We start from the raw sequence: 11,399 nt of genomic DNA, 5'->3' as shown, positions 1-11,399 counted from the left end.
CCGTCCCGAGCCTGACCAAGCGTACGCTTGGTCGCGTGCTGACATCCGGGAAGGGACGGCGATGACACGGGAGTACTCCAACCTGATCGGCGGAGAGCTACGGAAGGCGGCGGGCGGCGGCACGCTCGACTCGATCGACCCGGCCACCGGCGAGGTCTGGGCCGTGGTCCCCCGCAGCGGGGCCGAGGACGCGGACGCGGCGGTGGCCGCCGCCCGCGCCGCCTTCCCGGCGTGGTCCCGGCTGCCCGCCGCCGCCAGGGCCCACTACCTGCGCAAGGTCGCCGGGGTCTTCGCCGAGCACGCCAAGGAGCTGGCCGAGCTCGAGACCCGCGACAACGGCCGGATCATCACCGAGACCGCCGAGCGGGACCTGCCCGGCATGACCTACCTGTGGGGCAGCGCCGCCGACCAGTGCGCCGCCGCCGTCGAGGCCAGGGCCGTCGACTTCGACGCGACCAGCCAGGGGATGACCCGCCGCGAGCCGTACGGGGTCACGCTCGGCATCATCCCCTGGAACTCCCCCATCTCCACGCTCTCCGCCAAGGCGGCCTTCGCGCTCGCCGCCGGCAACACCGTCGTCATCAAGCCCGCCGAGCAGGCCACCGTCTCGTCCCTGCGGGTCGGCGAGCTGCTGCGCGAGGTGCTGCCGCCGGGCACGCTCAACATCGTCTCCGGTCTCGGCGAGGAGGTCGGCGACCCCCTCGTCCGGCACCGCGGCGTCAACAAGGTCAGCCTCACCGGCTCGGTCGAGACCGCGCAGATCATCACCCGCGCCTCCGCGGACTCGCTCAAGCCGCTCGCCCTGGAATTGGGCGGCAAGTCGCCCAACATCGTGTTCGCCGACGCCGACCTGGACAAGGCCGCCCCCGGCGTCACCACCCAGGCCATCTTCACCCCGAACGCGGGCCAGATCTGTTACGGCGGCTCCCGCATCCTCGTGCAGCGTCCCGTCTACGCCGAGATGATCGAGCGCATGACGGCCATCGCCGCCGGCATCACGCTGGGCGACCCCATGTCGCGCGACACCACCATGGGCCCGATCGTCTCCAAGGAACAGTACGAGCGCGTCACGTCCTACCTGGAGCTGGGCGCCAAGGAGGGCGCCGACCTGGTCTTCGGGGGACGCTTCGGCCCCGAGGTCGTCGGCGACCCGAGACTGGCCGGCGGCTACTGGGTCGAGCCCACCCTCTTCGCCACCGAGGACAACCGCCTGCGCGTCTGCCAGGAGGAGATCTTCGGGCCGGTCGCCGTCGTCCTGCCCTTCGACACCGAGGAGGAGGCCGTCGCCATCGCCAACGACTCGTCGTACGGCCTGGCCGCCGGGGTCTGGACCCGCGACCTCGGCACCGCCCAGCGCATGTTCCGCAACCTGGAGGCGGGCACGGTCTGGATCAACACCTTCCGCAAGGTCATGTTCCCCCTGGAGGGCATCAAGAACAGCGGCTACGGCAACGACTCGGTGCTGGCCTACACCCGCGAAAAAGCGGGGGTCTTCGAGTTCTAGGGACAGGTCCCGGGAGACGAGACGCGGCGAGCCGCCGATGCCGCCGCCCGCCTGTTCAGCGCCGCCGCGCCGGCCCACGCTGTGGCCGACACCCCCGCGCGACAAGGTGAACCGGAACGGCCCCACCTTGATCGACTTGCCCAGGTGACGGAACCCCGCGGGACGGCATGGCATGCGCTGGCCGCATTGCGAACGGCCCGAAAGCAGGCGTAATCACAGGAAGGGGCAAGGCAAAAACGCCAAGCACGCAAGCCGAGACACCGCAAGGGGCAAAGCCCCCAACGGAGGCAAGGGGCAAAGCCCCACGGGGGTGCAGGGGGCGGAGCCCCCTGCCGGGGGTGTCGGGGGCGGAGCCCCTGACCGGGGTCAGTGGCCGCCGCCGCGAGCCGTCAAGGCGAGCGGCGGTGGTCGCTGGCCCCGCACCGGGGGGTGTGGGGGGTCGCCCCCCCACATATGTCACACTCTCCGGGCGCGAGCAGATGCAGCCGGTCGGCCAGCCCCAGCCGCTCGAACGCGGGGAGCAGCGTGTCGCGCCCCTGGGTGAAGTGCGCCCAGCCCTCGAAATGCACCGGGACGACCTGCGGCGCGCCGAGGATCCGGGCGGCCTCCGCGGCCTGCTCGCTGGACAGCGTCAGGTAGGCGTCCCCGACCAGCGGGGTCTTCGCGCCGCCCGCGAACAGGACCGCGACGTCCATCGGGCCGAGGCGCTCGGCGATGGCGCGCACGAGGTCGAGCGAGGCATTGTCGCCGCTGACATAGGTGGTGGGCAGCCCGGACCCGCTCAGCACGAACCCGGTCACCTCCCCGACCAGGTGTTCGGTGCCGGGCGGGCCGTGCAGCGCGGGCACCCCGGTGACCCGCAGCGTCCCGCCGTCCGGGCGGGGCAATTCGACGTGCTCCCAGTTGGGCAGCGCCCGGACGGGGTCGCCGAGCCGGTCGCGCGCCGCGCCGGTCGACAGGGTGAGCGGCACGCCGCCCAGGTAGGCGCGGCCGGACCGGTCGAGATTGTCGGGATGCTGGTCGTGCGAGAGCAGGACGGCGTCGACCGGCCCCACCTCGCCCGGCCCCGCGGACGGCGGCATGGTCTTGGTCAGCGCCCGGTCGCCGATCGGGTAGTCGCCGGGCTCGTCGAAGGTGGGGTCGGTGATCAGCCGCAGCCCCCCGACCTCGATGACGGCGGTGGGCCCGCCCAGGTAACGGACGCTGAGGTCAGCGGTCATGTGATCGGTCTCCAGCGCGGGTCAGGCCGAGCGGCCGTCGCGGTCCTTGCTGGGCTGGACGCGCTTGGGCTCGCCGGGCATCTTCGGATAGTTCGGGGGGTAGGGCATGTCGCCCAGGCCGTGGTCGGACTCGTCGCGGTCGGCCATCTCCAGCAGCGGCTCCAGCGAGAACGCCCGGTCGTCGATCGCCGCATGCGGGTCGCCGACCGTGGCGAACCGCTCCGGCATGGTGGCGATCGTGAAGTCCTCCGGCACGATGTCCGGCAGCTCGTCCCAGGTCACGGGCGCGGACACGGGCGCGTGCGGGGCGGGACGGACGCTGTAGGCGGAGGCGATGGTCCGGTCGCGGGCGTTCTGGTTGAAGTCGATGAAGATCTGCTCCCCGCGCTCCTCCTTCCACCACCGGGTGGTCACCTGGTCGGGGACGCGGCGTTCGACCTCCCGGCCGAAGGCCAGCGCCGCCCGGCGCACCTCGGTGAACGTCCAGCGGGGCTCGACCCGCACGTAGATGTGCACGCCGGCCTTGCCCGACGTCTTCACGAAGCCGGTGTAGCCCAGCTCGCCCAGCAGGTCGCGGGCGGGGCCCAGCGCCACCCGCTTGGCGTCCTCGAAGGTCGTCCCGGGCTGCGGGTCGAGGTCGATCCGCAGCTCATCGGGGTGGTCGACGTCGTCGGAGCGCACCGGCCAGGGATGGAAGGTGAGCGTGCCGAGGTTGGCCGCCCAGGCGATCACGGCCACCTCCGAGGGGCAGACCTCGTCGGCGGACCGGCCGCTGGGGAACTCGATGCGGGCGGACGGCACCCAGCTCGGCGCCCCCTTGGGGATCCGCTTCTGGTAGAAGGCGTCCGACTTGCCCGCCCCGAAGCCCGCCTGCCCACGCGCGTAGTCCTCGCGGGTGGCCATCCTGGCCCCCTCGAAGACCCCGGCGGGCCACCGTTCCAGGGTGGTCGGGCGGTCGCGGGTGGCGCGCAGGATGCCCTCACCCACGGCGATGTAGTACTCCACGAGCTGCCGCTTGGTGTAGCCGTGCTCCGGGAAGTACACCTTGTCGGGGTTGGTCACCTTGACGAGCCGATCCCCCACCGGGATCTCGATGAACGGCGAGGCCATGCACGAAACGGTAGCCCACGGCTGCGACAACCCCCCGGACGAGCCCCCGAGCAGGCGGAACGCCGCCGCGGCGCGGTACCGTCGAGGACATGGCGAAGATCCAGAAAAGCGAGGAAGAGTGGCGCGCCCAGCTCACGCCCGAGGAGTACCACGTCCTGCGTGAGGCGGGCACCGAACGCCCCTTCACGGGCGAGTACAACGACACCAAGACCGTCGGTGTCTACCGGTGCCGTGCCTGCGGTTCCGAGCTGTTCCGGTCCGAGCAGAAGTTCGAGTCGCACTGCGGCTGGCCCTCGTTCTACGCGCCGGCCGACTCCGACGCGGTCACCCTCATCGAGGACCGCTCGCTCGGCATGGTCCGCACCGAGGTGCGCTGCGCCACCTGCGACTCCCACCTGGGTCACGTGTTCGAGGGCGAGGGCTACGACACCCCGACCGACCAGCGCTGGTGCATCAACTCGATCTCGCTCACCCTGGAGCCCGCCGAGTGACGGCCCGGCCGCCCGCCGGCGCTACGGGAGGCTCGCGATGAGCTCGGCGACCGGCTTGCGGCGGCCGGTGTAGAAGGGGACCTCCTCGCGGACGTGGCGGCGCGCCGTGGACCCGCGCAGATGCCGCATGAGGTCGACGATGCGGTGCAGCTCGTCGGCCTCGAACGCCAGGATCCACTCGTAGTCGCCCAGCGCGAACGCGGGAACGGTGTTGGCCCGCACGTCCGGGAAGCCGCGCGCCATCTGGCCGTGCTCGGCGAGCATGGCGCGGCGCTCCTCGTCCGGCAGCAGGTACCACTCGTACGAGCGCACGAACGGGTACACGCACACGTGCGCGCGGGGCTCCTCGCCGGCGAGGAACGCGGGGACGTGGCTCTTGTTGAACTCGGCGGGACGGTGCAGCGCCATCTGCGACCACACCGGCTCGCTGGCGCGGCCCAGGGCGGTGCGGCGGAACCGGGAGTAGATCTCTTGGAGGTCCTCCGAAGTGGGGGCGTGCCACCAGAACATGTAGTCGGCGTCGGCCCGCAGGCCCGCGACGTCGTAGAGGCCGCGGGTGGTCACGTCCTTCTGCGCGGCCTGGTCGAGGAGGTCCTGCACCTCCCCGGCGTGCTGCTCCCCGATCTGGCCCGTGCCCGACACCCGGAACACCGACCACATCGTGTAGCGGATGATCTGGTTAAGGTCGCGCGCCTTCGGCTTGCCCGCCTTGTCCGTCGCCGTCATGGCTCAATCCTCCCCGACTGCTCGTAGTGTCCAGAAACTCCTGCACCCGGGCCGCCGCGGCGTGCGCGCTCGCGATGCAGGCCGGGATGCCCAATCCGTCATAGGCCGCCCCCGCCACGGCCAGCCCCGGCTGCCGTGCCACAGCGGCGCGGATGCGCGCCACCCGATCGACGTGGCCCACGTTGTACTGCGGAAGCCCCCCGCCCCAGCGGGTGACGCGGCTGTCGATGGGAAGCTCCGACATGCCGCAGGTCGCGGCCAGGTCCGCCATCGCGGCCGCCTTGAGGTCGTCGTCGCTTCTCTGGAGAAGGTGCTCCTCCCCGTACCGGCCGATGGAGCACCGCACGGCGATGAGGCCGGGCCACTCGTCGCGCAGGTGGGGCCATTTGATGGAGCTGAAGGTGACCGCCTTGACGTTCTGCCCCTCGACCGCCGGGACGAGGTAGCCGCTGCCGCGCGGAAGCCGGGGGAACGCGCTCTCACGGTAGACGAGGGTGACGATGGCCATGCCGGCGTACTCGATCCCGGCCAGCTCCTGCGACGCCGGTGGGACGTCCTCGGCCAGCAGGCGGGAGGCGGGCGCGGCCGGGACGGCGATCACCACGGCGTCGGCGTCCACCGCCTCGGGGTCGCGTGCGGGGCCCACCGTCAGCCGCCATCCCTCGGGGCGCCGCCTCAGCTCGCGCACCATCGCCCCGGTGCGGATCGTCCCGCCGGCGGCGGCGAGGTCGTCGGCGACCAGGTCCGCGAGGCGTCCCAGGCCGCCGGGCAGCGTGGCGAACACGGGCCCGGTGGCGGCGGGGGCGGCGGCCCGGATTCCGCGCACGGCGCCGATCAGCGACCGGTGCGAGCGCGCCGCGGTGGCCACCTGCGGCAACGTCGCCTCGAACGACAACTCCTCGGCGCGCCCCGCGTACACGCCGCCCAGCAGCGGCTCCACCAGCCGGTCCACGACCTCCCGGCCCATGCGGGCGCCGATGTAGCCGGCCACCGACACGTCCGCGCCGCGCGGGGTCTCCGGGAGCACCAGGTCCAGCGGCACCCGCGCCAGCCCCCGCGCCGACAGCACCTGCGAGGCCGCCAGGGCGCGCAGATCGGACGGGACGCCCATCACCTGGCCTTGGGGAAGCCTCCGCAGAGCGCCGCGGCTCAGGATCGCCGAGGACGTCGTTCCCGGGTGCACCAGCTCGTGGCCACGGCCGAGCCCACCGACCAGGTCGAGGCCCTCGGGGCGGCGCACCAGCATCGCCTCCGCGCCCTCGTCCACCGGCAGGCCGCCCACCTCGCTGACCTTGAGCTTCCCGCCGATCCGCGGGGAACCCTCCAGAACGGTGACGCGGCGGCCCGCGCGGGCCAGGTCGCGCGCCGCGACGAGGCCCGCGATCCCGGCGCCGATCACCGCGACATGGGAGGTGCTCATGCCTCCAAGATTCCAGATACCTCCCCGGAACCCGTCATCACCCCACCCGTACGGCCGGGCACGGCGTGACCTCCGCGCGGCCTCATCGTGCCCGTATCGCGACACGCCCGCCGGAACGGTGACCGGGATCACGCCGTCAGACCGCCATGCGGATCGTCAGACCCGTCAGACACGCCACGTGCGTGCTCGCCGTCCTGCTGCTGGCCGGTTCCCTGGCCGCCTGCGGCGGGGGCGGCGGCAGCGACGCCGCGAACAGCGCGGCCCGGGAGCTCCAGGGCGGACAGGCCGGTCGGTCGGCCGACCGCGGAACCGGGGGCTCCAACAACCGGCAGGGCGCCCCGGAGCCACAGACCAAGCAGTTCATCGTCTACACGGCCAAGCTCCGCGTGAGCACGCCCAACGTCGACCAGGCCACGGCCAAGGCCAAGCAGCTCACGCTCGCCGCGGGCGGCTACGTCCAGAACGAGTCGTCGGCCGCGGGCAGCGAGACCACCATCACCCTCAAGATCCCCTCGGACCGCCACGCGACCGTCCTCAACGACCTGAGCCGGCTCGGCACCAGGCTGTCGCTGACCCAGAACACCGAGGACGTCGCACGCGAGGTCGCCGACGTCGACAGCAGGGTGAAGTCGGCGGAGGCCGTCCTGGCGTCCTTCCGCAGGCTGCTCGACCGCACCACCACGGTCCAGGAGATCATCAACGTGCAGGAGGAGATCACCGAGCGGCAGGCCGAGCTGGAGGCGCTACAGGCGCGGCAGAGGGCGCTTCAGCACAGCACCAGCTACGCGACCACGACGGTCGTCCTCACCACGCCGCCCAGATCGGCCGCGCCACCGGAGAAGGACGAGGGCGGCTTCGTCGGCGGCCTCAAGGACGGCTGGGCGGCCTTCACCGCCTTCCTGTCCGCCGTGGCGGTCGTCGTCGGATGGCTGTTGCCGTTCCTGGCCCTCGCGGCGCTCTTCGCGTTCCCCGCCCATCTGGTGTGGCGGAGGCTGCGCTCACGCAGGCCGATCGGCTCCACCACCGGCCTGCCGCCCAAGTAGCCGTCGAAGAAGGAGCCGGCCGTCGTCCACGGGGCTAGCGCGCGCTCGCCTCGTGGACGAGGTCCGCGAGGCGGGCCAGCACATCGGGGTCGGTGGACGGCAGCACGCCATGGCCGAGGTTGAACACGTGCCCCTCGGCCGCGCGGCCCCGTGCCAGCACGTCCTTGGCCCGGCGTTCCACCACGTCCCAAGGGGCGAACAGGATCGCCGGGTCCAGATTGCCTTGCAGCGCCTTGCCGGGCCCCACCCTGCGGGCCGCCTCGTCCAGCGGGACCCGCCAGTCGACGCCCACCACGTCCGCCCCGGCCTCGCCCATCAGGCCGAGCAGTTCCCCCGTGCCGACGCCGAAATGGATCCTGGGGACGCCCAGCGCCTCGATCTCCGCGAAGATCCGCGAGGTATGGGGCAGCACCGAGGCGCGGTAGTCCTCGGGAGCGACCGCGCCCACCCAGGAGTCGAACACCTGCACCGCGCTCGCGCCCGCGGTCACCTGCACCTTCAGGAACGCGATCGTGATGTCGGCCAGCCGGCCCATCAGCTCGGCCCACAGCGCCGGCTCGCCGTACATCATGGCCTTCGTCCGGTCGTGGTTCTTGGACGGGCCTCCCTCGATCAGATACGAGGCGAGCGTGAACGGGCCACCGGCGAACCCGATCAGGGGCGTGCCGCGCAGCTCCCCGACCAGCCCGCGCACGGCCTCGCTCACGTAGGGGACGTCCTCGGGCACCAGGGGCCGCAGCCGGGCCGCGCCCGCCGCGTCGCGGATCGGGTCGGCGATCACCGGGCCGACGCCCGGCGCGATCTCCAGGTCCACCCCGATCGCCTTGAGCGGCACCATGATGTCGCTGAAGAAGATCGCCGCGTCCACCGCGTACCGGCGCACCGGCTGCATCGTGATCTCCACGATGAGGTCGGGACGGGCGCACGCCTCCAGCATCGCCACGCCCTCCCGCGCCTTCAGGTACTCGGGCAGCGACCGGCCGGCCTGCCGCATGAACCACACCGGGGTGTGCGGGACCGGCTCACGGCGGCACGCCTTCAGGAAGGCCCCGTGCCGGGCATCACCGTTGACAACCACCCGTCGATGGTCCCACGGGCACCACACCGATCCGCACCGACCCTCCGCACGACCCTCCGCACCGGCCTCCGGCCGCGGCTCTGTCGGCGGCCCCGGCTCGAACGCACGCGCGAAGTTCCGGACACGCCGAGCGAAGTCCCGCATTCTGTCGGCCGCTCATGCGAACGTGATCCGTGTCATAGCCGAGGGAGGTCCCCCTTGTACTGTTCCACCTGCGGCGACGAGCGCGATGTCGAGCGGCCGCCGTGTCCGGACGGGCATGGTTCCGACTGTCCCGAACGGGCCTGCGTGGCGTGCGGCGCGGCCATCCTGGTCGGGCTTCCGCTGAACGCGCCGCCGCCGGTTCCGGTGACGGTGGCGGCGAGCGCGCGTCCCACGGCATCCGGCGCCCCCCGGCCCGAGCGGGCCGTGTCCCAGCGGGCCGTGGCCTGACCGGCCCGGCTCCCGAATCGAAACCACCTGTGCTGTGCCACCTTCCCCACCGACGGCATCGACCGCCCCCAGTCCAGGCCCCGCCTGCGCCCACCGTGTGCCGGTGGTGCGCGCCCGCACACCGGCCGGTCCTGTCATGAGCCCCGCGGCGCAGACCCCGCCCCAGGACGACCCGGCGGCGTCGGCCTCCGCATCGGCCTCTCCGCCGCCCGTCATGCCCGCCCCGTTCCAGCGCGCCCTCGACACGCTCACGTCGTTCCTCGAAGGACCCCCGCTACGGCCCGAGCTCGACCTTGAGGAGATGCCCGCCCCGCAGCGCCTGGCGCCGTACGCCGCGGCCATCTCCGGCAGCGTCTACCGCGAGGACGACACCGAGGTCGCGATGGGCCGCCTGATCGTCCTCTACGACCCCGACGGCCGCGCCGAGTGGAGCGGCGGCTTCCGGATCGTGGCCTACATCCGGGCCGACCTGGAGCCGGAGATCGCCGCGGACGAGCTGATCGGCTCGGTGGCGTGGGACTGGCTGCTGGAGGCCCTCCAGCCCGCCGGCTACTCGGGCGAGTCCGGCACGGTCACCCGCGCCGTCTCCGAGAGCTTCGGCGACAAGGCCGGCGAGCCGTCCACCACCGAGCTGGAGCTGCGCGCCTCCTGGTCCCCCACGAGCGACGACCTGGCGGGCCACATCGCCGCCTGGTGCGAGGTCATGTGCACCACGGCGGGCCTGCCGCCCACGGGCGTCACCGCGCTGCCCGACCGTCCCGGCGGCGGCGCGCCCTGAGGCACGTACGGTAGGAGCGTGGGAAGCACAGCGCCGGAGACCGAGGCGGCCGGAGGGTGCCGGCGGCCGTCTCGTCCGCGGGCCGGCAGGCCCGCCGTGATGTCCGAGGAGTACGCCACGACAGACCAGTCCATCGACCCCGCCGGGAACGGCCAGACCTCAGACCGGGAATCCCCTTCGGCACCGCAGGGACCCGCCCGCCCCAAGGCGACGCCCGCCCCGACCACCCCGACAGCCCCGTCCATGGCGGCCCCCGCGGCCCCCGCGACCCCCGCGACCCCTGCGGCCCCCGCGTCCCAGGCGGTGCGCGAGGCGACGGCCGCCGGGGCGGACGAGGCCGCCAAGGCCGCCGGGGCGAGCGCCGAGCCGGGGAGGCCCGCCGCCGTTCCGCTGCTCGAACCGCGTGAGGGCGTCCCGCCGGTGATCGTCGACGTCCCGGGGTTGGAACGTGTCATCGAGGCGTTCGCCGCCGGTTCAGGCCCGGTCGCGGTGGACGCCGAGCGGGCGTCCGGCTACCGCTACGGGCAGCGCGCCTACCTGATCCAGCTGCGCCGGGCCAGCGCCGGCACCGCGCTGATCGACCCGATCGCGCTGCCCGACCTGTCCGGGCTGGACGCGGCGCTCGAAGACGCCGAGATGGTGCTGCACGCCGCCAACCAGGACCTGCCCTGCCTGGCGGAGGTCGGCCTGGTGCCGCGGCGGCTGTTCGACACCGAGCTGGCGGGACGGCTGCTCGGCTACCCCCGGGTGGGGTTGGGCTCGATGGTGGAGAACATCCTCGGCTTCGTGCTGGAGAAGGGGCACTCGGCGGCCGACTGGTCCACCCGGCCGCTGCCGGAGGACTGGCTGCGGTACGCGGCGCTGGACGTCGAGTTGCTGGTGGAGCTGCGCGACGAGCTGGACGCCCGGCTGCGCGCGGCGGGCAAGCTGGAGTGGGCGTTGGAGGAGTTCGCGGCGATCCTGGCCACGCCGCCGCGCGCCCCCCGTCCCGACCCGTGGCGCCGCACGTCCGGCATCCACCGCGTGCGCAACCGCCGGGCGCTGGCGGTCGTCCGCGAGGTGTGGGAGACCCGCGACAGGATCGCCCAGGAGCGGGACCTGTCCCCTGGACGGGTCCTCCAGGACGCCGCGATCGTCGAGCTGGCCCTGAACACGCCGAAGAACACGGCCGAGCTGCAAGCCCTCCCCGCGCTGCGCAATCGCGGCGCCCGCCGTCACCAGTCGGCCTGGTTGCGGGCGGTGTCCCGGGCTCGGGCGCTGCCCGATCGGGCGTTGCCCGAGGCCAATCTGCCCGGTGACGGGCCGCCCCCCGCGCACCGGTGGGCCGAGCGCGACCCCGAGGCGGCCAAGCGCCTGACCGCGGCCCGTGCCGTGGTGGCGGCCTTGGCCGACGAGCACACGATGCCCAGCGAGAACCTGTTGCAGCCGGACTTCGTCCGCAGGCTGGCGTGGACGCCGCCGGAGGAGTGCACCCCCGAGGCGATCCGCTCGGCGCTGCTCACCCTTGGAGCGCGCGCCTGGCAGGTCGGTCTCGTCGCCAAGCCCCTGGCGAAGGCGCTGCAACGGGTGGAGTGCAAGGGCGACCGCTAGGCCGCGT

At 73.3% G+C, this 11,399-nt stretch carries 11 protein-coding genes; 6 read left to right on the top strand and 5 right to left on the bottom strand.

The genetic code is table 11. The annotated features are described in order from the left end of the window. Positions 1–61 precede the first annotated feature (61 nt). Positions 62–1,504, top strand: coding sequence for an aldehyde dehydrogenase family protein (locus tag QSK21_RS10395; RefSeq protein WP_285695267.1), 1,443 nt, complete (start codon positions 62–64; stop codon positions 1,502–1,504). 389 nt (positions 1,505–1,893) lie between these two features. Here QSK21_RS10395 and QSK21_RS10390 read toward each other — a convergent pair whose 3' ends face one another. Together QSK21_RS10390 and QSK21_RS10385 are read right to left on the bottom strand one after the other, a co-directional pair. After that, entirely contained in the window at positions 1,894–2,724 is an 831-nt protein-coding gene (locus tag QSK21_RS10390; protein WP_285695266.1) for an MBL fold metallo-hydrolase, read from the bottom strand. A 21-nt stretch (positions 2,725–2,745) separates the two neighbouring features. Further along, positions 2,746–3,834: a DNA polymerase domain-containing protein gene (locus tag QSK21_RS10385; protein WP_285695264.1), complete on the bottom strand. Its 1,089-nt coding sequence runs from the start codon at positions 3,832–3,834 to the stop codon at positions 2,746–2,748. Positions 3,835–3,923: 89 nt separating this feature from the next. On the opposite strand from QSK21_RS10385, the gene msrB reads away from it, so the two are divergent. Then, positions 3,924–4,325 carry a peptide-methionine (R)-S-oxide reductase MsrB gene (gene msrB / locus QSK21_RS10380; RefSeq protein WP_285695263.1) on the top strand — a complete coding sequence of 134 codons (402 nt, stop codon included), beginning with the start codon at positions 3,924–3,926 and terminating at the stop codon, positions 4,323–4,325. Positions 4,326–4,346: 21 nt separating this feature from the next. On the opposite strand, the gene hemQ is transcribed toward msrB, so the two are convergent. Beyond that, entirely contained in the window at positions 4,347–5,051 is a 705-nt protein-coding gene (gene hemQ, locus QSK21_RS10375) for a hydrogen peroxide-dependent heme synthase (protein ID WP_285695262.1), read from the bottom strand. Next, the gene (hemG, locus tag QSK21_RS10370) at positions 5,005–6,471 is read right to left on the bottom strand and encodes a protoporphyrinogen oxidase (RefSeq protein ID WP_285695261.1); all 1,467 of its coding nucleotides are present in this window, start codon (positions 6,469–6,471) and stop codon (positions 5,005–5,007) included. The genes hemQ and hemG overlap by 47 nt, the downstream gene beginning before the upstream one ends. 182 nt (positions 6,472–6,653) lie before the next feature. On the opposite strand from hemG, the gene QSK21_RS10365 reads away from it, so the two are divergent. Next, complete coding sequence (locus tag QSK21_RS10365; protein WP_285695260.1) at positions 6,654–7,514, top strand: DUF4349 domain-containing protein; 861 nt, start codon at positions 6,654–6,656, stop codon at positions 7,512–7,514. Positions 7,515–7,548: 34 nt separating this feature from the next. Here QSK21_RS10365 and hemE read toward each other — a convergent pair whose 3' ends face one another. Then, a complete protein-coding gene (gene hemE, locus QSK21_RS10360; protein ID WP_285695259.1) occupies positions 7,549–8,592 on the bottom strand; it encodes a uroporphyrinogen decarboxylase in 1,044 nt (347 codons plus the stop codon). A gap of 198 nt (positions 8,593–8,790) precedes the next feature. Between hemE and QSK21_RS10355 the strand changes: the two genes are divergently transcribed. The 3 genes from QSK21_RS10355 to QSK21_RS10345 all read left to right on the top strand — a co-directional run bounded on the left by QSK21_RS10355 (position 8,791) and on the right by QSK21_RS10345 (position 11,392). Beyond that, positions 8,791–9,024, top strand: a complete 234-nt coding sequence (locus QSK21_RS10355) for a hypothetical protein (protein WP_285695257.1) — start codon at positions 8,791–8,793, stop codon at positions 9,022–9,024. Between the two features lie 214 nt (positions 9,025–9,238). Next, entirely contained in the window at positions 9,239–9,802 is a 564-nt protein-coding gene (locus QSK21_RS10350) for a DUF3000 domain-containing protein (protein ID WP_285695399.1), read from the top strand. A 243-nt stretch (positions 9,803–10,045) separates the two neighbouring features. Beyond that, positions 10,046–11,392 carry a ribonuclease D gene (locus tag QSK21_RS10345; RefSeq protein WP_502871542.1) on the top strand — a complete coding sequence of 449 codons (1,347 nt, stop codon included), beginning with the start codon at positions 10,046–10,048 and terminating at the stop codon, positions 11,390–11,392. The last annotated feature ends 7 nt before the right edge of the window (positions 11,393–11,399 follow it).

Source organism: Actinomadura sp. NBRC 104412 (assembly GCF_030269515.1).
Classification (GTDB): Bacteria; Actinomycetota; Actinomycetes; order Streptosporangiales; family Streptosporangiaceae; genus Spirillospora.
The sequence above is the reverse complement of the archived record's forward strand: the minus strand, read 5'-3'. Positions and strand labels throughout refer to the sequence as shown.

Bases quoted from the DNA above. Each gene is read 5' to 3' on its own strand.
- QSK21_RS10395 (WP_285695267.1), top strand. From the start codon at position 62: ATGACACGGGAGTACTCCAACCTGATCGGCGGAGAGCTACGGAAGGCG.
- QSK21_RS10390 (WP_285695266.1), bottom strand. From the start codon at position 2,724: ATGACCGCTGACCTCAGCGTCCGTTACCTGGGCGGGCCCACCGCCGTC.
- QSK21_RS10385 (WP_285695264.1), bottom strand. From the start codon at position 3,834: ATGGCCTCGCCGTTCATCGAGATCCCGGTGGGGGATCGGCTCGTCAAG.
- msrB (WP_285695263.1), top strand. From the start codon at position 3,924: ATGGCGAAGATCCAGAAAAGCGAGGAAGAGTGGCGCGCCCAGCTCACG.
- hemQ (WP_285695262.1), bottom strand. From the start codon at position 5,051: ATGACGGCGACGGACAAGGCGGGCAAGCCGAAGGCGCGCGACCTTAAC.
- hemG (WP_285695261.1), bottom strand. From the start codon at position 6,471: ATGAGCACCTCCCATGTCGCGGTGATCGGCGCCGGGATCGCGGGCCTC.
- QSK21_RS10350 (WP_285695399.1), top strand. From the start codon at position 9,239: ATGCCCGCCCCGTTCCAGCGCGCCCTCGACACGCTCACGTCGTTCCTC.
- QSK21_RS10345 (WP_502871542.1), top strand. From the start codon at position 10,046: ATGGCGGCCCCCGCGGCCCCCGCGACCCCCGCGACCCCTGCGGCCCCC.